Raw genomic sequence first — 21,142 nt, 5'->3', positions numbered from 1 at the left:
TAGGTCGGTGGAGGGACGGCCGTCACTCAGACGTCGAAGTCACCACCACCGAAGTCGCTGAAGCCACCGCCGAAGTCGGATCCGCTGTCGCCCCAGCCCGCACTGTCGAACCCGCCGCCGTCGGATGCGCCACCGTCGGACGCACCGGCATCACCGGAATCAGCACCAGTGTCCTCCGAACCACCGTCACCCGCAGCGTCGGTACCGCCATCGAACGATCCGGGGTCGGGCAGGAAGGCGCTCATGATCGCCGAACCGATGACGTAGCCGGCCACCGTCCCGAGGATCGAGGCGCCGATCATGCTGCCGAACGACGGCCCACCGCGCTGACCGCCGAAGCGTCCGCCGCCACCACCGACACCGCCGAGCGAGCGCTCCATGAAGCCCGGCTGCCGGATCTCGGAGCGGGTCGCCGACTGGGCGAGCGAGCGTGGGTCGTCACCCCGGGGCGCCTCACCGGGAGGCGCCGTCCGGGTGAACTCGTCGTAGACCATCCGGCGCTGCTCGTCGGTCAGCTTCGCGAAGGCCTCGGCGTGTACCTCTTCGATGCGCTCCGGGGGTGCCGTGCGGAGCAGGTAGCGGTAGCGCTCGACCGCACGCTCGTCGTCGGTCGTCGCACCCTGCTGCTGCGTCGGTGCACCGCCCCACCGGGGGACGCCGTACTGGCCGCCCTGCGGTGCGGACGGTGCCGGCTGCTGGTAGGACTGCTGGCCGTACCGGTAGCCCTGCTGCTGCGGCGGCTGCCCCCACTGGTTCTGCTGTGCGTCAGCGGATCGGTCACGCTCCGGACGTCCGAGCAGGCGGTCGAGGAATCCCATGGTCGATGCTCCTTCGGGTGCACGGTGGGTCCGGTCGGACCCGTCGTGGACTGCAACACTACGAACCCCCGGCGTCGGATGACTGAGCGCCCGCTCAGAGTCGGCCGGGAGGCGCGTGCCGGGCTGGCACCGCGCCTCCCGTCCGCACCGTGCGCACCTGCACACCCCGTGCGCGGTTTACAGCCCCGTGCGCACTTGCAGCATCACACCCGGCAGCCAGACCCGCACGGAATCGCAGACCCCGCACCGTGCGCGCCACCCACCGGCCGGGAGGCGCGTGCCGGCCTGGCACCGTGCCTCCAGTCCGCACCGTGCGCACCTGCGCACCCCGTGCACGGTTCCCAGCCCCGTGCGCGCTTGCAACACCGCACGCGGCAGCCAACCCCGCACCGGATCGCAGACCCCGCACCGTGCACGCCACCCACCGCACCGTGCTCACCCCGCGGCGAGCGCCGCCGTCCACACCGCCTGCAGCTCGTCCGCGGCCCCCGGGTGCGCCACGAGGAACGGCTCCCCCACGGGCGGGAAGCCCTCGACGGGGCCGGACCGCGTCAGCACGACGCCGCCGGCTTCGTGCACGAGCAGCACCGCGGCACCGTGGTCGACCGGGTTGAACGCCGAGACGCAGCCGCCGATCCCCCGTCCGGCCGCGACCTGGGCGATCGTCAACGTGCCCGATCCCTGCACCCGGAGCGTGCACGACCGGTCGGCCAGGGCGTCGAGGAACGCCCCGAACCCCGGCCACGGGCGGTGTCCGTCGAGCTCGGTGCCGACGACGGCACCGGCGAGCGGCCGGGGTGTGTCGTCGAGCCGGAGCTGGCGGTCGCGCAGGGTGGCGCCGCGGCCACGTCGGGCCTCGAGCACCTCGCCGCGCCAGGGGTCCGCGACGACCCCGACGAGCGGCCGACCGCCACGGGTCAGGCAGAGCGACATCGAGGTCCAGGGCACGCCGTTGGCCAGGTTGGTGGTGCCGTCGACGGGGTCGAGGAACCAGCGGTGCCGGTCGCCGGGGGCCTCGCCGTACTCCTCGCCGGTGAACCCGTGCGTCGGGAACACCATCCGCACACGGGAGCGGACGTGCTGCTCCACCAGGCGGTCGACGTCGGTGACCAGGTCGGCGGGGTTCGCCTTGGTGTGGACCTCGCTGACCGGGTGTTCGCGCGTGTAGGCGATGACCTCGTGGGCGATCCGGTGCGCCAGGGCCTGGGCGCGCGAGGCGACCTCGGTCTCGGTGGGCTCGCGGTCGCGCTCGGGCCAGCCGTCGCGCTCGGCCGCCGACAGGGCTGCCCCGATGGACCCGACGTCGTTCGTGGTGATCGAGTCGACACCGAGCCGGGCTGCCCAAATGGCGGGCTCGACGTCGTCGATGGTCCAGACGGCGACGCGCAGGCCCAGGGCGTGCGCGACCTCGACGGTGCGCGGGGTGAGGAACGCGACGTCGAGGTTGAGCGTCGACGGCTCGAGCGCCTCGAGGTCCGCGGCGACGGGCTGATCGAGCGACTCCCACGCCAGCCAGACGTCGGCATCGGGCAGCACGGAGCGGACGGCCGCCATCGCCGCCGGCGCCCCGCACCAGGCCACCGCGGTGGAGCCGGTGAAGCCCGCGACGGTGCGGGCGGCGACCAGGGCGTCCTCGGCCTCGGTCAGGTCGACGAGCAGGGTCGATCGGCAGCCGTCGAGCCGTTCGAGCACACCATCGAGCCGCGGGATCCGGTCGAGGCCGTTGCCGAGCCGGGCGACGTCGCACCAGTCGACGTCGGACACCCGGCGGGCGTCGCCCCACATCCGGCCGAGGGTCTCGTCGTGCAGCAGGACGGCGACGCCGTCGGCGGTGCGACGGACGTCGACCTCGATCACCTCGGCGCCGAGCGCCTCGGCGACCGCGATGGCGGGCAGGGTGTTCTCACGCCGGACGCGCGGCGCACCGCGGTGGGCGACGAGGCGTGGCGGACGCACGCCGGGCCTGGCGTCCGCGCTGGTCGAGACCACACGGTCGACCGCAGCCGCAGCGGAGACCGTCGACGTCGGGACCCCGGCGCTCATCGGGCGACCTCGAGCAGCACGCCGTCGCGGTGGACGAGCACCTCGCCCAGGCGCACCCCGGTCTCGGTGCCGACCGCCGGTGGTGGCCCGGTGACGTAGGCGCGGAGCTCCGCGCCGTCGGTGCTGAGCACGACCTCGGCGAAGTGCCCGCGCATGAGCACCCGCGCGACCGTCGCGCGGATCGGCGAGTCGTCGGTGAGCGCGACCTGCTCGGGGCGGACCAGCACCGTGTCGGCCGCCGTCGGGCTGACCGAGGTGCCGGCGAGGAACCGGCCGGTGACGACGCTCGTCGACCCGATGAACGACGCGACGAAGCTCGTGGCGGGGCGGGCGTAGAGCTCGGTCGGGGTCGCGATCTGCTCGATGCGGCCGTCGTGCATCACGGCGATCCGGTCGGAGATGCTGAGCGCTTCGTCCTGGTCGTGGGTCACGATCACGGTCGTGATGCCGAGCCGCTGCTGGATGCGGCGGATCTCGTCGCGGACGCTCACGCGGAGCTTCGCGTCGAGGTTCGACAGCGGCTCGTCGAGGAGCAGGACGTCCGGCTCCTGCACGATGGCGCGGGCCAGGGCCACGCGCTGCTGCTCACCGCCCGAGATCGCGGTCGGCTTCGAGCCGGCGTGGTGGCTGAGGCCGACGAGCTCGAGCGCGTCGCGCACCCGCTCGGCGACCCGCTGCTTCGGCACCCGTCGGGTCCGCAGCGGGAACGCGACGTTCTGCGTCACCGTCATGTGCGGCCAGAGCGCGTAGTTCTGGAACACCATCGCGCTCGGCCGGCGCTCCGGGCCGAGCGACGTGACGTCGCGGTCCCCCATGGTCACGACGCCGCCGTCGGCGGGCAGGAACCCCGCCACCATGCGGAGCGTCGTGGTCTTGCCGCAGCCGGACGGCCCCAGGAGCGAGACGAGCTCGCCCTTCGCGACGTCGAGGTCGATGCCGGCGACGACGTCGCGCCCGCCGAGCGTCTTGCGCAGTCCGCGGATGGTGAGGCCGCCGGATCGGGTCCGGTCCGTCGTGCTGCCGTCGGCCTGGAGGCCCGGTGCGCGTTCCGCGACGAGCGCCTTGTCCGTCATCTGGTCGCCTTTCGTGCTGGTGTGGGTCATCGGTGTCGGCCCGGGTGTCGGTCCGGGTGTCGGTCCGGGTGTCGGCCCGGTCGGTGGCAGCCGGGTCATCGGATCTGGAAGCCGTCCGCCAGGCGGCCGCCCATGATGTGCTTCCGGGCGAGCAGCAGCAGGACCACGGACGGGATGCTCAGCGCGATCGCGAACACCGCCGAGACCTGGCGTGGGGAGTTCAGGACGAGCGAGTACATCGCCGTCGGCATCGTCATGTACGTCGGGGCGCCGACCAGGTACGTGCCCTGCGCCTCGTCGAAGGACGCCAGGAACGACATCACCATCGCGACGAGGATCCCGGGCCAGGCGATCGGGAACGTCACCTTCCAGAAAGTGCGCCAGCGGCTGGCCCCGGCGTCGCGGGCGGCTTCCTCGAGGGACCGCGGCACGGCCGAGAAGGCAGCGGCGGGCAGCCACGTCATGAACACGACGCAGCCCAGGACGTGGACGATCAGGATGCCGGTGACCGTGTTCATGAGGTTCAGCGCGGTGAACATCGCCGACATCGTGACGAAGAGGCCCATCTTCGGGAACGCGTTCGTGGCGAACAGTCCGACGAGCACGAGCCGCCGCCCCGGGAACTCGATGCGGCTGATCGCCCACGCGGCGGGCAAGCAGACCACCGCGGCGATGAGGACCGTGAGCGGGGCGAGGACGAGCGAGTTCTGCACCGCGACGGCCAGGCTGCGGTCCTCGAACACGGTGCCCCACCACTGCAGGGTCCAGCCGTCGGGCAGCAGGTTCGGGTAGGTCCACGTCGTGGCGAAGGCCCGGGCCGCCAGCCAGACGAGCGGCCCGAGGATGAACACGGCCAGCACGATCGCCGTCGCCCAGACGAGGGCGTTGCCGGTCAGACGCTTGATCACTGCTGCTCCTGACGCTTCTCGTCGAGCTCGCCCGCGTTCGAGCGGACCGTCGAGCGGAGGTAGAAGACGCTCGCGGCCGCAGCGAACGCGAACACGATGAACGCCATCGCCGTCGACTGCTGCGGACGGTTGTAGGCCTGGAAGTACTTCGAGATGTCGACGCCGAGCATCGTCGGCGCGTTCGGACCGGTGAAGTACGGCACGGTGAACGAACCGAGCACCCCGATCACGGTGAACGTCGTCGCGATGACGAGCGGGGTCGCGGCCATCGGCAGGAGCACCTGCCAGACGACGCGCCAGGTGCTCGCCCCGGCGTCCTTCGCGGCCTCGACCAGGGCGTCCGGGGTGCCCTGCAGCGCCCCGGCGATCATGAGCACCGCGAACGGCAGGCTGGTCCAGACGCTGCCGAACACCACGGCGACGAGGGTGTAGCCCCACACCGGGACGTCGAGGCCGAACTGCGCACCGAGGCTGCGGAGGAACCCCTGCGCGTCGGTGAAGGTCAGGATCGACCAGCTCGCGATGACCACCGGCACGAAGATCGGCACCACGGCGAGGACGCTGAGGGTCTTGCCGAGAAAGCCTCCGCGGAGCCGCAGGATCACCGCGACGACGACGGCGAGCCCCACCGTCAGGCCGGTCGACAGTGCAGTCACCCCGAGCGTCGCGACCAGGTCGCGCAGGAACGTGGGGTTGCCGAGCAGGGTCGCGTAGACCGCGAACGAGAAGCCGCGCACGGTGTCGCCGCCGATGTCGGCGAGCGCCTGGTTCAGGCCGCCCGTGAACCCGAGGCTGAACAGGGCGGCGTTCACCACCGGGACGCCGACGAACAGGACGACGACCAGCACCGGGGCGGCGACGAGGGCGAGGCCCTGCCACCGCCGGCGGCGGGCCAGCCGCTCCTGCACCGTGCGCCCGCTGGCGGGGTGCGCCGGGCCCTGGGCGTGGGGCGGGACGGGCGGGAGGCCCGTGGCGGAGTCGCCACGGGCCTCCCGGCCGGTTGCCGGGCCGTCCTGGACGGTCTGGGTCACTGCGGGACCTTCGCGTCCCACGCCGCGTTCATGTCGGCGGCGAAGTCGCTCTGGAACCCGAGGCGGAGCTGCGAGGGGTTCGCGTCGGCGAACTGCTCGGCGACCGACGCCGGCAGGCTGTCGAGCGGGATCACCGGGTAGCCGGAGACGGCGCTCGCGACGAGCTGCTGCCCCTTCGAGCTCAGCACGAAGTCGGCGAGCTTCTCGGCTGCCGCCTTCTTGGCCTTCGGCTCGGTCTTGGGGATGCCGAGGAAGCTCGCGCTGCCGGTGAACGACGGGTCGTCGATCTGCACGGCCTTGACGGTCTTCGGGATGATGCCGGTCTTCTGCGAGGTGATGAACTGGTCGCTCCAGACCGGGGCCATCGCGATCTGGCCACTGCCGAGCAGCTGCACGACCTGGTCGTTGCCGTTCGGGTAGACGCCCTTCTGGTACGTCGACGGGCCGAGGTCCTTCAGGGCCGCGAAGCCCTTGTCCCACTTCGACTCGAGGGACTTGTCGTACTTCGTCTGCATCGTCTCCTGCTCGGCGGGCGTCAGGTACTTCGCGAGCACCGTGGCCACGAACGAGCCACCCGAACCGCCGGACGACGGGGAGTTGTAGGCGAACTCGCCCGGGTTGGCCTTGATCCAGGCGAGCAGGTCGTCGAGGGTCTTCGGCGGGTCCGTGACCTTCTTCGCGTCGTACGCCAGCAGCACGCTCGAGGCGCGGTACGGGATGGCGCTGTCGCCGCCCTGCTGCTTCGTGGCGTCCGGGACGTCCTTCAGGTTCGGGATCGTGCTGTCGCTGACCGGTGCCATCAGCCCGGCCTTGCCGGCGGTGGTGACGAAGCCGGCGTCGACGAGGTCGTACGCGACGGACTTGCCGGCCTTGACCGCGGTGGCGAGGTTTGCCTGGGTCTGGGCGTCGTGCTCGCCGTGCAGGTCGATGCTCGTGCTGACGTGGATCTTCGGGTTCGCCTTCTCGAAGGCGGGGATGAGCGACTTGTCCCAGAGGTCCTGGACGTTGGTGTCGCCGCTGATGAACACGGTGAGGTCGGTGGTGCCGTCGGTGTCGGAGGCGTTCGAGGCGTTGGCGCTCTGGACGCAGCCGGAGAGTGCGACGGTCGCGGCTGCCGCGATGGCGAGGCCGGCGAGGACTCGGGTCTTCACGTGGGTTCTCCCTGTTCCGTGGTGCGTGGGGTGGTGGCTTGCGGGGTCGTGCACGCTTGCGGGCGTGCGGACGTCGTGCGGACGGGCCGTGTGGGAACGTTCCCGCGTCGGGGTCGAGTGTGGCGCTGCCGGGTGAACTCCGGGTGCCTCCGGCGTCGCCGCCGGGTGAACTCCGGGTGCGATGCGATGCGGTGCGCGGGCGGCGTGCGCGGGCGCTGGCGCGGTGCTGCGCGTCTGATGCAGTGACGGCGCACGGTGCGAGTTCCGCCGACCCGTGCGAGGTTGACGGCTTCGTGTCCGGCTACAACCCTGCACCGAGCGGGCCGCTCGCCCCCGACCGGCGAAGGATGCACGGTGCGCGTCACCGTTCGCTGCCGACGACCCCGCACCGAGCAGCCGGGTCCGCGCTGGGCGACGAACCGCGCACCGTGCGCATTGGCAAGAGGCCGAACAATCTCGCACGGTGCACTACTGATACCTCTCAGCGCGACATGCGGACTCCGGCCTGGCGGAGCTTCGCGCGGAGGACCCACTCGTTGCGCAGGTCCGACCAGGTGAGCCGCACCACGGTTCGCACCTCGGGGAACGCGCGGAGCCGGTCTTCCCGGATCTTCTCGTCGAACAGCGCTTCCTCCGGCGTCCGTCCCCGCAGGTACGCACTGCTCCGGTACTTCACGGCTCCGTCGAACTCGACCACGACCCCGGCATCCGGGAACCAGAAGTCCACGACGATGTCCGGCTCGCCGAGCGCTCGGAAGCGGTGCTGGAGGACCGGTGGTGGTGTCCCGAACTGCTCGAACCGCGCTCGTGCGTACGACTCCCCCGGTGAGTCCGATGCGGCATCGGCGAACCGGATCGCCCGGAGGGCGCGACGTCGTCCTTTCTGCCCGCGCCGCTCGATCGCCGACCGGACGTCTTCGCGCTCGACCTCGCGACGGAGGAGCGCATCGAGGGACACGACTGCGTCGGTGAACGGCAGTGTGAGTGCGAGGTCGGTCGCCAGCCGATCGAGTCCGCACAACAGCAACCCGTCGGGCGTGGCGACCGGACGCTCGTTCCGTTGAGCGTCGAGGTCGGCGTGCACCACGAAGGTCGCGTTCGTGGTGCGCCGGTCGGCACCGCGTGAGGTCACGTGGATCCGTGTCGGGGGTGGGGTGAGCAGGGGCACACCGAAGACGACGGCGGCAGAGACGTGTGAGATCAGGTCTCCGGCCCGGACCCGGTCGGCGAACGAGCGCAGCCGGACGTTGTGCTGCTCAGTGGGGCGGAGTGCGGCCCATCCCGCAGACTCCGCGTACAGTCCGCGTGCTACCCGTGTGAGCTCCCCCGCTGCGGCCCGACGTCTGATGACGTCGGACTCGTCGGGGCGCTGGGCGGAGGTTCGGAACGTGAGGACTTCGGGGACCGGTGCGAGCTTGAGGTTCATCGACATACTCGCGATGCTCCGGATCCTCCGCCTTCGAAGCAGCACCGCGTGGGAGTGCTGTGGAGGACCAGCCGCGCCGAGCACCTTGTGGAGGAATGAGCGAGCAGCCCGGAGCCTGCGAGAATGAGCGGGTGAACGCACGCACCTGGGGTTGGCTCGCAGCCGTCATCGACGTCGTCCTCATCGTCGTCTTCGCGCTCATCGGGCGCTCGTCGCACGGTGAGGCCAACACGGCCCTGGCGCTCTGGACCACCGCGTACCCGTTCCTGGCCGGTTGGGCGATCGGGTACGTGACGAGCGGCGCCTGGGCTCGACCGCTGCGCTTCTGGCCGACCGGCGTCGTGGTCTGGGTCCTCACGGTCTTCGTCGGTCTGGCCATCCGCGTCGCCACCGGCCAGGGTGACGTCGACGGCAACCCGCTGCCGATCTCGTTCGTCATCGTCGCGACGATCGTGCTCGGGGTGTTCCTGCTCGGCTGGCGCGCGATCGCCCGCGGGGTGATCCGGTTCACCGGGGCGCGGTCGCGGCAGGACGCCGCAGCGTCCGACGCGTGAACGGCAGCCGCGGTTCCCAGCCGACGATCCTCGACGTCGCCGCACGTGCGGGGGTCTCGAAGTCGGCGGTGAGCCGTGTGCTCTCCGGGACCGGACGGTTCTCGGACGAGACCCGCGAGCGCGTCGAACGAGCGGCAGCCGAGCTCGGGTACGTCGCGAACGCGATGGCTCGCGGGCTGGTCAGCGGGCGCACGAACACGATCGGGATGCTCGTCCGTGATGCATCGTCGATGGTCTACACCGCACTGCACGCCGTGATGGAGCGCCGCGCATCGGAGCTCGGCTACCGCGTCGTCACCACGACGGGCGTGGGCCGGGTCGAGGACGAGAAGTCCGCCCTCGCCGCGCTCGTGTCGATGCGCGTCGACGGGCTCGTCGTGTGCAGTGGCCTGATGCCGTCCGCCGACATCGCCGAGTTCGCGCCCCGCATCGCCACCGTCGTCGCCGGTCGGCCGGAGCTGCACCCGGCGCTCTCGAGCGTCTACTGCGACGAGGCAGACGGCGGCGCTTCCATCGCGGACGCCGTCGCCGATGCCGGCCACACCACCGCCGTTGTCCTCACCGTCCCGCTCGACAACGCGATCACGCAGCACGCGCGATCGTCGGCGATGCTCGAGCGGCTCCGAGCACGTGGCGTCCGGGTGATCGACATCGACGCGAGCTTCGTGCGGCCACCCGACGACCTCGCCGCCGACCTGGTGGACGCCGTGCAGGAGTCGGGCGTGACCGCGGTGATGTGTCCGACCGACCGGCTGATGCTCGACGTGTGCGAGGCGCTGGCCCGCCGCGGTGTGGAGGTCCCGCGCGACCTCTCCGTCACCGGGTTCGACGGCGTCTACCCGCTGGCGAGCGACTGGATCGGCTTCACGACGCTCGAGCAACCGATCGAACGCATCGGCCGCGAGGCGATCGACCTCGTCATCGGCCGCATCGACGACCCCACGCGCCCGGTCGAGCACCGCTCACTGCGCGGCACCGTGATCCCCGGCCGCACCCTGCTCCGCCACTGAGGACGTCCAGCTGACCTCGCACGGTGCGAGTCGACTCAACCCGTGCAGGCTCCGGGCCTCGCGCACGGTGCGAGGTCGCTCAGACCGCGCACGATTCGAGGTGCGGTGCGAGGCTCGAGAAGCACGCACGGTGCGAGGTTCGTCAAGCGGTGCCACCCTGGCGGCTCTGTGCGGCGCTACAAGCGTGCACCGAGCGGACAACCTCGCACGGGCCGGCACAGACAGCACCGTGCGGCTTCGACCCACGGCAGCCGCGCCCGCGCACCGCACCCGCGCACCGCCCGCGCCTAGAACAACCCGCTGCGCGGGCCTTCGTCCGGCCCGTCGAACCCGCGGAACATGTCCGACACCAGCGCCTCGATCTGCGGCTCCACGAGCCGTTCGACGGCCTCGGCGATCCGCGGCCGGTGGTCGATGAGGGCCAGGCACACCGCGGTACCGGTCGACCGCGCACACTCGTCGGACAGCGCGATCTCGTGCCGGAGCGCAGCCTTCGCCTCGTCGGACAACGGCTCGCGCGGCGTCTGCTCCCCCGCGCCGGTGCCGGCCAGCTCGCCGAGCGTGAACAGGAACGGCGACCCCGGCGACGGCTCGGGGTCCACGTCGAGGCCCTGGAACTCCGGCGACAACCCCTCGGCCGGCTGGTACCCCGCGTGCCGCTTCCGGGCCGCCGCCCGCTCGAGCTCACGCTGCAGCAGCGGCAGGTTCTTCGCCGTGTAGTCGTCGACGGCGTCCTCGACGATGGTCGAGATCCGCCCGATCAGCGCGTGCTGGACGGCGTGCGGCACATCCGGTCCGAACTCCGCGGCCGCGGCGATCGGGGACCCGGTGCACTTCCGGCAGATCCGCGTGCGCGGGCGGGCGGTCCCGATCTGCCAGCGCGGCAGCCAGCGCAGCCACAGGTCGACCGCGCCCCGCACGCGACCGTCGATGCCGTCCATCCCTCAACAGTAGGCCTGGAGGCGCGGATCACCCCCGGCACACCGCGCCGGTCCGGTAATCCGCCGGTTCTCAGGCCTGTGGTTCCGTCACGAAGTCGATCAGCTCCTCGACACGGCCGAGCAGCTCCGGCTCGAGGTCGGCGAACGTGCGCACCTGCCCGAGGATCCGCTGCCACGCCCGGGCGATGTCGGCCTGCTCGGCGTGCGGCCAGCCGAGTGCCTGGCAGATGCCCGCCTTCCACTCGATCGAGCGCGGGATCGTCGGCCACGCCTGCAGCCCGACGCGCGCCGGCTTGACCGACTGCCAGACGTCGACGAACGGGTGCCCGACGACGAGTACGTGCGCTCCCCACTTGCCACGCATCACGGCGTCGGCGAAGCGGGACTCCTTCGACCCGGGCACCAGGTGGTCGACGAGCACCCCGACCCGGCGCTCCCGCGTCGGCTGGAACTCGTCGAGCACCGCAGCCAGGTTGTCGACGCCGGAGAGTTCCTCGACCACGACGCCCTCGACGCGCAGGTCGGCGCCCCAGACCTTCTCGACGAGTTCCGCGTCGTGCTTGCCCTCGACCATGATGCGGCTGGGGAGCGCGACCCGAGCACGCTGCGACTCGACGGCGAACGATCCGGACGCGGTGCGGAGGCGACCACCGTCGGACGCCTGCCGCACGGCGGGCGCACCCCCGGGCCTCCAGCCAGCGTGCACGGCACCGACGGAACCAGCAGCGCCAGCACGGCCAGCGGAACCAGCAGCACCAGCCCCAGCAGCGCCCCCGGCCGACCGCCCGACCGGCGCCGACGGCCGCCCCAGCGTCACCAGCTCACCCTCGAGCAGGAACTGCCCGGTGAAGGGGAAGGAGCGCGTGCGGCCCTTCCAGTCCTCGAGCGCGATGTTGCCCGCCTCGAGCCCCACCACGGCACCGGCCCACCCGGAGTCCGGGTCCTCGAGCACCATGTCGCGTTCGAGCGGCACCTGCCGCACCTTCTTCACCCCGCGCGAGCGCCAGTCCCCCGAGAGCACATCGCCGCCGTACCGGTCGTCGTCCACCCGCACGAGGGTACTGTCGACGACGGCCCGGACGACGTCGACCGCGCCGGTTCCCCATCATCTCGACGGAAGGCCCCGCCCGTGCGCGCAGCGATCATCCACGCCCCGAACGACATCCGCGTCGAGGAGCGCGACCGTCCCGGACTCGTCTCCGGCAAGGACGTCGTCGTCAAGGTCCTCGCGGCCTGTGTGTGCGGGTCGGACCTCTGGCCCTACCGCGGTGTGACCGAGACGAAGCAGCCGCGGCCGATCGGCCACGAGCTCGTCGGCGAGGTCGTCGCCGTCGGTGACGACGTCACCGGCCTGCACGAGGGTGACTTCGTCATCTCCCCCTTCACCATGAACGACGGCACCTGCCAGGCCTGCCGCAACGGCATGACCACCGGCTGCGACCACCTGTCCGGCTTCGGCAGCACGGACGCCTACGGCGACCCCGTCGGCGGTGCACAGGCCGAGTACGTCCGGATCCCGGACGCCGACGCCACGCTCGTCGCGGTGCCCGGCCCGGTCGACCCGGCCCTGGTGCCGTCGCTGCTCACCCTGTCCGACGTCTTCTCGACCGGGCACCACGCCGCCGTGTCGGCAGCGGTCGGCCCAGGCAAGACCGTGGTCGTGGTGGGCGACGGCGCGGTCGGCCTGTCCGCCGTGCTCGCCTCGAAGCGGCTCGGCGCGGACCGCATCATCGCGATGAGCCGGCACGCCGACCGCCAGGCGCTCGCCCGCGAGTTCGGCGCGACCGACATCGTGGCCGCCCGTGGCGCCGAGGGCGTCGCCGCCGTACGGGAGCTCATGGACGGTGACCTGGCCGACTGCGCCGTCGAGGCCGTCGGCACCGAGGAGAGCATGGACCAGGCGCTGCACTCCGTCCGCCCCGGCGGCAACGTCGGCTTCGTCGGGGTCCCGCACGGGGTGCCGACGATCGGCACCCGCTACCTGTTCGACACGAACATCGCGATCGCGGGCGGCATGGCCCCGGCCCGGAAGTACATCCCCGAGCTGCTGCCCGACGTGCTGTCCGGCGCGATCGACCCCGGTCGCGTCTTCGACCTGGAGCTGCCGCTTGACCAGGCCGCCGAGGCCTACCGCGCGATGGACGAGCGTCGGGCCATCAAGGTGCTGCTGCGCCCGTAGCGGCGCGCGTCGTGGACGCACCGACAGACGGACGGGAGGCCCGTGGCGGCGTCGCCACGGGCCTCCCGTCCGTCGTCTGGTCGTGTCGGTCAGCCGTCGCCCGCTCAGGCGTCGTGGATCGCCAGCACGCGGTGCGGCGCAGCCGCCTCGGCCCGCCACCCGTCGGGCAGCACGTCGCGGAGCTCCGGCACGGTGAAGCTCCGGCGGATCGACCGCAGACCGTCGACGCGGATGAACGTCCCCGGTGCCACCAGCGGTGACGCCGCCGCGTACGCCCGGTAGGCCGCCGGCGACCGCCGGATGTCGGAGTGCAGGCTGCGTCCGCTCGCGAGCTGCTCCGAGTCGGCCAGGAACCCCCGCCGCTCGTCGTCGCCGAGGTGGTGGAGCACGTGGTTCGACACGACGACGTCGAACCGCTCGCCCGCCGAGACCAGATCACCGCTCGACTGCTGCCGGAACGTCACGCCCGCCGGGGACGATCGCCGTGCCGCGGAGATGGCGCGCTCGTCGGGGTCGACCCCGACGACCTCGAGGTCGAAGCCGTCGCCCGCCGCCCACCGCACCAGCGAGCGGGCCAGGTCGCCTCCGCCGCATCCCAGGTCCAGCACCCGGCCGCGGCCGTTCGCGGGCAACGCGGGCACGACGTGCGAGCGCCAGGCTGCACGCCAGCCGCTCACGAGCGCGTTCACGACCGCGAAACGCCGGAACGTGCGGGCGAGCGCGCGCGGGTCGCAGTCCGGGTCGTCCATCAGTTCGGTCAGGTCGAGCGCGCGGGTGCGCAGGTCGACGGCCGGGAGGCCCGGGTCGTCTCCCGTGCGACGGCTCACGCCACGCCCGTGGTCGCGACCGGCACGCGCGCGGGTTCGACGGCCGGCGACGCCTCGGTCCGGACGGCGGTGAGCCGGGCGCTCTCCACCGTGAGGCCGGGGCCGAAGGCCAGCGCGACGACGGGGCTGCCGTCCTCGAGGCCGGCGTCGACGGCGTCGCGGAGCACGAAGAGCACGGTGGCGCTCGACATGTTGCCGTGTTCGCGCAGCACCCGCCGGCTCGACTCCATCGCGCTGTCGGGCAGGCCGAGCGACTCCTGCGTGCGGTCGAGGATGGCCCGGCCGCCCGGGTGCACCGCCCACACCGGCACGTCCGAGGCTGCGCCGCCCGCCAGCAGCGGTTGCACGGCGCTCGGGACGTGCAGCCCGACGAGCTTCGGCACGGCGGTCGACAGGACCATCTCGAAGCCCTCGTCCCCGATGTTCCACGCCATCTCGGACGCACCCTCGGGCACCACGGCAGTCGTGAAGTCGTCGAAGCGCAGACCGGCTCCGTCACGGGCGACGACCGCGGCGGCCGCACCGTCGCCGAACACGCTGTTCGCGACGATCTGGTCGGGGTCGTTCGAGGCGCGGACGTGCAGGGTGCAGAGTTCGCCGCAGACCACGAGCACGACGGCGTCCGGGTCCTGGTCGACGAACGCCGCGGCGATCCGGAGCGCGGGGAACGCGGCGCAGCACCCCATGAAGCCGATGTGGTGCCGGAAGACGCCACCGGGGAGTCCGAGCTGCTCGACGACGTCGATGTCGGGTCCGGGCTGCGTGAACCCGGTGCACGACACGGTCACCAGGTGCGTGACGGCGCTGGGTTCGAGGCCGGCACGTTCGACGGCGTCGCGGGCGGCGGCGACGAACAGCGGCGGGGCGAGTTCGCGGTACCGGTCGTTGCGCGAGCCGGTGGACGGCGAGCGCAGGGTGCCGTCGTCGTCGCGGAATGCTCCGCCCCCGCGCGAGGAGTCGAGTTCCTCGAGGACGGTGTGCCGCTGGTCGACCGCCGACCCGTCGAACGCGGCGGGGACGAGTCGTTTGCCGAGCCGCCCGAGGTCGGGCTGGGCGGAGAAGAGGTCACGCACCCGGGGCTGGTCGAGGGTCGTCTCGGGGACGGCGGTTCCGATGGCGCGGATCGTTGCGGACACGACTCATCCTGTCACCCGATCGCTGACGCGTCCCCAGGATGCACACGGCGACCGGGACGCACGGAGGGCGCGGCACCGACCGGTGACGTGCCCTCCGTGGTGGGACTGCCTACGACTGCTGCGCGCGCTCCAGCACGAGTTCCCGCACGCGGGCGGCGTCAGCCTGGCCCTTCATGGCCTTCATGACCGCACCGATGATGGCGCCGGCCGCCTGGACCTTGCCGTCCTGGATCTTGGCGAGCACGTCGGGCTGCGCCGCGAGTGCTTCGTCGACCGCGGCGGTGAGGGCGGAGTCGTCCGAGACGACCTTGAGCCCGCGGGCCTCGACGACCTGTGCCGGCGACCCCTCGCCCGCGATGACGCCCTCGAGCACCTGGCGCGCCAGGCGGTCGGTCAGGTCGCCGGACTCGACGAGCGCGATGACCTCGGCGACGTGCTTCGGCGACACCAGGTCGCCGGGGGCGGCGTCCTGCGCGTTGGCGACGCGGCTGATCTCACCGGTCCACCACTTGCGGGCGGCCTGCGGTGCGGCGCCGGCGGCGACGGTGCCCTCGACCTCGTCGAGGAGCCCGCCGTTGACGACGTCCTGGAACTCGAGGTCGGCGAAACCCCAGTCACCCTTGAGCCGACGGCGACGTGCGACCGGAGCCTCGGGCAGCGAGGCACGGAGCTCCGCGACGACGGCCGGGTCGGGCACGACGGGCAGCAGGTCGGGCTCGGGGAAGTACCGGTAGTCGTCGGCGTCCGACTTCGGGCGACCGGCCGAGGTGCGGCCGGTGTCCTCGTGCCAGTGGCGGGTCTCCTGCGTGATCGTGCCACCGGCGGCGAGGATGGCAGCCTGGCGCTGGATCTCGTAGCGGATCGCACGCTCGACGGCGCGGAACGAGTTGACGTTCTTCGTCTCGGTGCGGGTGCCCAGCTTCTCCTGCCCGCGGGGGCGCAGCGAGATGTTCGCGTCGCACCGAAGGTTGCCGCGCTCCATGCGGGCCTCGGAGACGCCGAGCGCTCGGACGAGGTCGCGGATGACCTGCACGTAGGCGGCACCGAGCTCCGGGGCACGGTGTTCGGCGCCGAAGATCGGCTTCGTGACGATCTCGACCAGGGGCACACCGGCACGGTTGTAGTCGACGAGCGAGTACTCCGCGCCCTGGATGCGGCCGGTGGCACCACCGACGTGCGTCAGCTTGCCGGCGTCCTCTTCCATGTGGGCGCGCTCGATCGGGATGTTGTAGATCGTGCCGTCAGCGAGCTCGACCTCGACCTCACCCTCGTAGGCGATGGGCTCGTCGTACTGCGAGACCTGGTAGTTCTTCGGGTTGTCCGGGTAGAAGTAGTTCTTCCGGGCGAACCGCGAGGACTTGGCGATCGAGCAGCCGAGCGCGAGCCCGAGCTGGATCGAGTACCGAACGGCCTGCGCGTTCACGACCGGCAGCGACCCGGGCAGGCCGAGGTCGACCGGGGTGACGTTCGTGTTGGGTTCGCCGCCGAAGAAGTTCGGGGCGTCCGAGAACATCTTGGTCTTCGTCGCGAGTTCGACGTGGACCTCGAAGCCGAGCACCGGCTCGTAGCGCTCGAGCGCCTCGTCGAAGTCCATCAGCGCGTCCTTCTGCGCCATCAGATCACACCTTCCTGCGCAGCGGACTGCTGACTCTGGTCGAGGTCCGGGACGGACGCGATGAGCGGCGCGCCCCACTGCTGTTCGAGCAGACGCTCGAGGGCGGCGCCGTAGCGGTAGAGCCGGGCGTCCTCACGCTGGGGCGCCATCAGCTGCACGCCGACGGGCAGACCGTCCTCTGGGGCCAGGCCGTTCGGGATGCTCATGCCGGGGACGCCGGCGAGGTTCGCCGGGATCGTCGTGAGGTCGTTGAGGTACATGGCCAGCGGGTCGTCGATGCGCTCACCGATCGGGAACGCGGTCGTCGGCGCCGACGGGCTGACGAGCAGGTCGACCTGCTCGAACGCGGCCTGGAAGTCCCGCTGCACGAGCGTGCGGACCTTCTGCGCCGAGCCGTAGTAGGCGTCGTAGTACCCGGCGCTCAGGGCGTAGGTGCCGAGGATGATGCGCCGCTTCACCTCGGGACCGAAGCCGGCTTCACGCGTCGCGGCCATGACGTCCTCGACCGTGGCACCGTTCTCGGGCGTGACCCGGAGGCCGAAGCGCACCGAGTCGAACTTGGCGAGGTTCGACGACGCCTCGGCCGGGAGGATCAGGTAGTACGCGCTGATCGCGTACGCGAACGACGGGGCGTCGATCTCGACGACGACCGCACCGGCCGACTCGAGCAGCGCGACCGTCTCCTGGAAGCGCTGGGTGACCCCGGCCTGGAACCCGTCGCCACCGGCGAGTTCCTTGACCACGCCGACGCGCAGGCCGCGGAGGGTGTCCGCCTGCAGCCCTTCGCGTGCGGCGGCGGCCATCGAGGGCCAGGCGTCCGGGATCGACGTCGAGTCCTTCGGGTCGTGCCCGCCGATGACGTCGTGCAGGAGCGCGGCATCGAGGACGGTGCGGGACACCGGACCGATCTGGTCGAGGCTGGAGGCCAGGGCGATGGCGCCGTAGCGGCTCACCCCGCCGTACGTCGGCTTCACACCGACCGTGCCCGTCACGGCACCCGGCTGGCGGATGGAGCCGCCCGTGTCCGAACCGAGGGCGAACGGCGCTTCGTGCGCGGCGACCGCAGCGGCCGAGCCACCACCGGACCCGCCGGGGATCCGGTCGAGGTCCCACGGGTTGCGGGTCGGGCCGTAGGCCGAGAACTCGGTGGTCGAGCCCATCGCGAACTCGTCCATGTTGGTCTTGCCGAGCGGCACGAGGCCGGCGGCGCGGAGCTTCGCGACGGGGGTGGCGTCGTACGGCGGCACCCAGCCTTCGAGGATCCTGGACCCGGCGGTGGTGGGCATGTCCTGCGTGCACAGGACGTCCTTGACGGCGATCGGCACACCGGCGAGCGGCCCGAGGTCGTCACCCGCGGCGCGGCGGGAGTCGATCGACTTCGCCACGGCCAGGGCGTTCTGGTTGACGTGCAGGAACGCGTGCACGTCGCCGTCGACGGCGGCGATCCGGTCGAGGTGGGCCTGGGTGGCCTCGACGCTCGAGACGTCGCGCGCCACGAGGGCGTCGGCGAGCGCCGCGGCGCTCAGCTTCGTGATGTCGTCAGTCACTGTTCTTCGCCCTACTGTTCTTCGCCGAGGATGGCGGTCACGCGGAACCGTTCGCCGTCGGAGTCGGGCGCCCCGGAGAGCGCCTGCTCCTGCGTCAACGTCGTGCCGACCACGTCGGGTCGGGTGACGTTGCCGAGCGGCACGGGGTGGCTCGTCGCCGGGACGTCGTCGGTCGCGACCTCGGCGACCTTGGCGACGCTCTCGACGATGTGCGACAGCTCCCCGGTCAGCTTCTCGATCTCGTCGGGCGTGAGTGCGATACGTGCGAGGTTCGCCAGGTGCGCGACCTGCTCGCTCGTGATGTCAGGCATGGTGCTCCGTCGATCGGTTCGTGGAATGCCCCACAGTCTATTGGCTGCGTCGGGCGCGCAGGCGCGGCTGTGGACAACGCCGTGGAGGCCCGGTGCCGGTCCGCCGGACCGGCACCGGGCCTCCAGGCGGTCACTTCCCGTTCTGGTCCCCCGCTGCCGGAGCAGCCGGCACCGCAGGAGCCACCGTCGCGGCGGGCGCGGGCGCAGCCGGAGCAGCCGGAGCAGCGGGCGCAGCCGTCGGCGACGTCTGGTCGTCCTGCGCGGTCCCCGGCCCGGACGAGGACCCCGATGACGACGACGAAGACGAAGACGAAGACGACTTGCTCGCCTGCCCGATCATCGCCTGGCTCGGCGTCGGCAGCGCTCCCCCGCCGACGGTCTGGTCCAGGTACGCCATCATCGACTTCCCGACCCCGAACTTCGCGCTGTACCCGGTGGTGCCCTGCAGGAACGGCCAGTTCGCCAGGCTCACGCTCCCCTGCACGTTGCCGACCCAGGTGGCGTTCGTGTACTTCGTCGACGACGCGACCAGCCAGTTCTGCACGTCGCCGTCGGTGGTGCCGGTCTTGGCGAACTTCGGCACGCTGTCCCCGGGGTTCGCGCTCGCGGCCGTCCCCGACCCGGACAGGACGCCCTGCAGTGCGTAGTCGACCGTGCCCGCGACGTCCGCCGAGACGCCCTGTGTGCAGGACGCCGGCGTCGGGGTGATCTTCGTGCCGTCCGCCTCGGTCACCGAGTCGATCGCGGTGGGCGTGCACACGATGCCGCCGTTGGCGAAGCCCGCGTAGGCCTCGGCCAGGTCGATCGGCGACAACTCGTTCACGCCGAGGATCGACGACGGCGTCTGCGTCAGGTCACCGCCGTCGGCGCGGTGGATGCCCATCGACTGCGCGAGCTGGGCGATCTTGCACAGGTCGAGCTGCTTCCCCATCTGGGCGTACGCGGTGTTGATCGACTCGACCGTCGCCGCCTCGACCGACATCGACGACGGCACACTCTCGGCGTTGGCGACGTTCCAGGTGCCGCCCGCGACGTTCTGGCAGGTGTTGGTGAACTCGGCGTTCTCGAACTGGTGCTCCGAGGTGGTGGCCGAGTCGGACAGGGTGTGCCCGCTGGCGAGCCACTCGGCCAGGGTGAACACCTTGTACGTCGAGCCGGTCTGGAACCCGCCCGAGTTGCCGTACCCGGAGTCGGCGCTGTAGTTCACCGCCGTGGCCCCGGCGGCGGCGTTGTCCCCCTGCGTGTACGTGGTGTTCTGGACCATCGAGATGATCCGGCCGGTTCCCGGTTCCACGGTGACGTTCGAGCCGCCGACGTCCACGCCGGCCATCGTGGCCGGCACGTAGGTGGACAGGGCGGACTGCGCCTGGCCCTGCAGGTCGAGGTCGAGCGAGGTGTGGATCTGCAGGCCCTTGGTGTCGAGCGTGGCGATGCGTGCTGCCGCGGTCTCGCCGAACGCGGGGTCCTGCAGCACCTGGTCGCGGACGTAGTCGCAGAAGTAGCCGGCGTCGTGGTTCGTCGCGGCGGTCGAGCACCCGTTGGCGGTCTCGGTGATCTTCGGCGTGACCGGCGTCGCGATCGCCTTCGTCATCTGCGCCTTCGTGATCGACCCGTGCGCCTGCATCCGGCGGAGCACGTAGTCGCGGCGGTCCTTCGTCAGCTCGTACCCGTTGGCCTTGCCGTTGTCCTTGTCGCTCGGCACGTCGATGCGCAGGTTCGACGGGTTGTTGAGGATCGCGACGAGCGTGGCCGACTGCACGAGCGACAGGTCCTCCGCGTGCACGCCGAAGTAGTGCTCGGCCCCGGCCTCGGCCCCGTAGACCCGCCCGCCGAGCCCGACGATGTTGAGGTACCCGGTCAGGATCTCGTCCTTCGAGTACTTCTTGTTCACCGCGATGGCGTACCGCATCTCCTGCAGCTTGCGCTGGGGCGTGACGCCGGCCGCGTCCTCGTAACAGGCCGCGACCTTCTTCTCGGTGGCGGCCTGGTCCGTGCCGGTGAGCTCCTCGCACTGCTGCACCAGGACGTTCTTGACGTACTGCTGGGTGATGCTCGAGCCGCCCTGCACGTCACCGCCGACGACGGTCGCGGCGACGCCGCGGAGCGTCCCGAGCACGTCGATGCCGCCCTCGTCGTAGTAGCGCGGGTCCTCGGTGTCGATCGCCGCCTGCTTGAGCGAGTCCGCCATCTGGTCGGCCGTCACGTTCGTGCGGTTCTCGGCGTAGAACGATGCGATCTTGACCTGCTTCCCGCCCTGCTCCGCGTACACGGACGACACCTGCTGCGGGGTCTGCACGTCGAGGTAGGTCGGCAGGTCCTCGAAGAACGACACCGCCCCGGACGTCCCCTCACCCGCGACGGCGACCGCCGGGGTCACCGCGACGGCGACGAGCATGCCGGCGAGCACGGACATCACCACGAACATCAGGAGAGCACCAGGCCATCGCACCACACGCATGACGGCACCGTAGGCAGCAGGGCTGTACCGGTTCTGCCCTGGAACGAGTGCAGGCTGCGGTCGCGTTCAGGTTGCCACCCAGGCGGTTCCGAGGCGGCGTCGCGATCCGTGCGT

The 21,142-nt window shown here is 71.7% G+C and carries 18 protein-coding genes; 3 read left to right on the top strand and 15 right to left on the bottom strand.

What is annotated here, in order from left to right; all coding sequences use genetic code 11:
- Positions 1-26 precede the first annotated feature (26 nt).
- The 7 genes from DEJ17_RS01745 to DEJ17_RS01715 form a co-directional block, all read right to left on the bottom strand.
- Positions 27-818 carry a hypothetical protein gene (locus DEJ17_RS01745; protein ID WP_110891792.1) on the bottom strand — a complete coding sequence of 264 codons (792 nt, stop codon included), beginning with the start codon at positions 816-818 and terminating at the stop codon, positions 27-29.
- Positions 819-1,253: 435 nt separating this feature from the next.
- Complete coding sequence (locus DEJ17_RS01740) at positions 1,254-2,861, bottom strand: inositol monophosphatase family protein (protein ID WP_110891791.1); 1,608 nt, start codon at positions 2,859-2,861, stop codon at positions 1,254-1,256.
- Entirely contained in the window at positions 2,858-3,934 is a 1,077-nt protein-coding gene (locus DEJ17_RS01735) for an ABC transporter ATP-binding protein (protein WP_258366608.1), read from the bottom strand. The genes DEJ17_RS01740 and DEJ17_RS01735 overlap by 4 nt, the downstream gene beginning before the upstream one ends.
- A gap of 95 nt (positions 3,935-4,029) precedes the next feature.
- Positions 4,030-4,842, bottom strand: a complete 813-nt coding sequence (locus tag DEJ17_RS01730) for an ABC transporter permease (protein WP_017886992.1) — start codon at positions 4,840-4,842, stop codon at positions 4,030-4,032.
- Positions 4,839-5,873, bottom strand: coding sequence for an ABC transporter permease (locus DEJ17_RS01725; protein WP_110891789.1), 1,035 nt, complete (start codon positions 5,871-5,873; stop codon positions 4,839-4,841). The genes DEJ17_RS01730 and DEJ17_RS01725 overlap by 4 nt, the downstream gene beginning before the upstream one ends.
- Positions 5,870-7,024 carry an extracellular solute-binding protein gene (locus tag DEJ17_RS01720; protein ID WP_110891788.1) on the bottom strand — a complete coding sequence of 385 codons (1,155 nt, stop codon included), beginning with the start codon at positions 7,022-7,024 and terminating at the stop codon, positions 5,870-5,872. The genes DEJ17_RS01725 and DEJ17_RS01720 overlap by 4 nt, the downstream gene beginning before the upstream one ends.
- Before the next feature lie 481 nt (positions 7,025-7,505).
- The gene (locus DEJ17_RS01715; protein ID WP_110891787.1) at positions 7,506-8,456 is read right to left on the bottom strand and encodes a hypothetical protein; all 951 of its coding nucleotides are present in this window, start codon (positions 8,454-8,456) and stop codon (positions 7,506-7,508) included.
- 125 nt (positions 8,457-8,581) lie between these two features.
- Between DEJ17_RS01715 and DEJ17_RS01710 the strand changes: the two genes are divergently transcribed.
- Together DEJ17_RS01710 and DEJ17_RS01705 are read left to right on the top strand one after the other, a co-directional pair.
- Positions 8,582-9,004, top strand: a complete 423-nt coding sequence (locus DEJ17_RS01710; protein WP_258366607.1) for a DUF3054 domain-containing protein — start codon at positions 8,582-8,584, stop codon at positions 9,002-9,004.
- Positions 9,001-10,014, top strand: coding sequence for a LacI family DNA-binding transcriptional regulator (locus DEJ17_RS01705; RefSeq protein WP_110891785.1), 1,014 nt, complete (start codon positions 9,001-9,003; stop codon positions 10,012-10,014). The genes DEJ17_RS01710 and DEJ17_RS01705 overlap by 4 nt, the downstream gene beginning before the upstream one ends.
- 287 nt (positions 10,015-10,301) lie before the next feature.
- On the opposite strand, the gene DEJ17_RS01700 is transcribed toward DEJ17_RS01705, so the two are convergent.
- Positions 10,302-10,955: a spermidine/putrescine ABC transporter substrate-binding protein gene (locus DEJ17_RS01700; protein ID WP_110891784.1), complete on the bottom strand. Its 654-nt coding sequence runs from the start codon at positions 10,953-10,955 to the stop codon at positions 10,302-10,304.
- A gap of 70 nt (positions 10,956-11,025) precedes the next feature.
- Positions 11,026-12,003 carry a DUF3097 domain-containing protein gene (locus DEJ17_RS01695; protein ID WP_110891783.1) on the bottom strand — a complete coding sequence of 326 codons (978 nt, stop codon included), beginning with the start codon at positions 12,001-12,003 and terminating at the stop codon, positions 11,026-11,028.
- Positions 12,004-12,084: 81 nt separating this feature from the next.
- Here DEJ17_RS01695 and DEJ17_RS01690 point away from each other — a divergent pair, with 81 nt between their 5' ends.
- Positions 12,085-13,134, top strand: coding sequence for a zinc-dependent alcohol dehydrogenase family protein (locus DEJ17_RS01690; RefSeq protein ID WP_110891782.1), 1,050 nt, complete (start codon positions 12,085-12,087; stop codon positions 13,132-13,134).
- A 104-nt stretch (positions 13,135-13,238) separates the two neighbouring features.
- Here the strand turns inward: DEJ17_RS01690 and DEJ17_RS01685 are convergent, their stop codons facing one another.
- From DEJ17_RS01685 to DEJ17_RS01660, 6 genes are all read right to left on the bottom strand, one after another.
- Positions 13,239-13,961, bottom strand: a complete 723-nt coding sequence (locus DEJ17_RS01685) for a methyltransferase domain-containing protein (protein WP_110891781.1) — start codon at positions 13,959-13,961, stop codon at positions 13,239-13,241.
- Positions 13,958-15,097 (bottom strand): type III polyketide synthase, encoded by a 1,140-nt coding sequence (locus tag DEJ17_RS01680; RefSeq protein WP_110891780.1) that lies wholly within the window; start codon positions 15,095-15,097, stop codon positions 13,958-13,960. The genes DEJ17_RS01685 and DEJ17_RS01680 overlap by 4 nt, the downstream gene beginning before the upstream one ends.
- Positions 15,098-15,206: 109 nt before the next feature.
- Complete coding sequence (gene gatB, locus DEJ17_RS01675; protein WP_110891779.1) at positions 15,207-16,712, bottom strand: Asp-tRNA(Asn)/Glu-tRNA(Gln) amidotransferase subunit GatB; 1,506 nt, start codon at positions 16,710-16,712, stop codon at positions 15,207-15,209.
- On the bottom strand, positions 16,712-18,259 hold the full coding sequence (gene gatA / locus DEJ17_RS01670; protein WP_027464607.1) for an Asp-tRNA(Asn)/Glu-tRNA(Gln) amidotransferase subunit GatA: 1,548 nt from the start codon (positions 18,257-18,259) through the stop codon (positions 16,712-16,714). The genes gatB and gatA overlap by 1 nt, the downstream gene beginning before the upstream one ends.
- A gap of 11 nt (positions 18,260-18,270) precedes the next feature.
- Complete coding sequence (gene gatC, locus DEJ17_RS01665) at positions 18,271-18,570, bottom strand: Asp-tRNA(Asn)/Glu-tRNA(Gln) amidotransferase subunit GatC (RefSeq protein ID WP_017887005.1); 300 nt, start codon at positions 18,568-18,570, stop codon at positions 18,271-18,273.
- 130 nt (positions 18,571-18,700) lie between these two features.
- Positions 18,701-21,028 (bottom strand): transglycosylase domain-containing protein, encoded by a 2,328-nt coding sequence (locus DEJ17_RS01660; protein WP_110891778.1) that lies wholly within the window; start codon positions 21,026-21,028, stop codon positions 18,701-18,703.
- Positions 21,029-21,142 lie beyond the last annotated feature (114 nt).

This window comes from Curtobacterium sp. MCSS17_011 (genome assembly GCF_003224275.1).
Classification (GTDB): domain Bacteria; phylum Actinomycetota; class Actinomycetes; order Actinomycetales; family Microbacteriaceae; genus Curtobacterium.
Note: the sequence above shows the minus strand (reverse complement) of the source record. Positions and strands in the feature narration are given on the sequence as shown.

Bases quoted from the DNA above. Each gene is read 5' to 3' on its own strand.
- DEJ17_RS01745 (WP_110891792.1), bottom strand. From the start codon at position 818: ATGGGATTCCTCGACCGCCTGCTCGGACGTCCGGAGCGTGACCGATCC.
- DEJ17_RS01740 (WP_110891791.1), bottom strand. From the start codon at position 2,861: ATGAGCGCCGGGGTCCCGACGTCGACGGTCTCCGCTGCGGCTGCGGTC.
- DEJ17_RS01735 (WP_258366608.1), bottom strand. From the start codon at position 3,934: ATGACGGACAAGGCGCTCGTCGCGGAACGCGCACCGGGCCTCCAGGCC.
- DEJ17_RS01715 (WP_110891787.1), bottom strand. From the start codon at position 8,456: ATGTCGATGAACCTCAAGCTCGCACCGGTCCCCGAAGTCCTCACGTTC.
- DEJ17_RS01700 (WP_110891784.1), bottom strand. From the start codon at position 10,955: ATGGACGGCATCGACGGTCGCGTGCGGGGCGCGGTCGACCTGTGGCTG.
- gatB (WP_110891779.1), bottom strand. From the start codon at position 16,712: ATGGCGCAGAAGGACGCGCTGATGGACTTCGACGAGGCGCTCGAGCGC.
- gatC (WP_017887005.1), bottom strand. From the start codon at position 18,570: ATGCCTGACATCACGAGCGAGCAGGTCGCGCACCTGGCGAACCTCGCA.
- DEJ17_RS01660 (WP_110891778.1), bottom strand. From the start codon at position 21,028: ATGCGTGTGGTGCGATGGCCTGGTGCTCTCCTGATGTTCGTGGTGATG.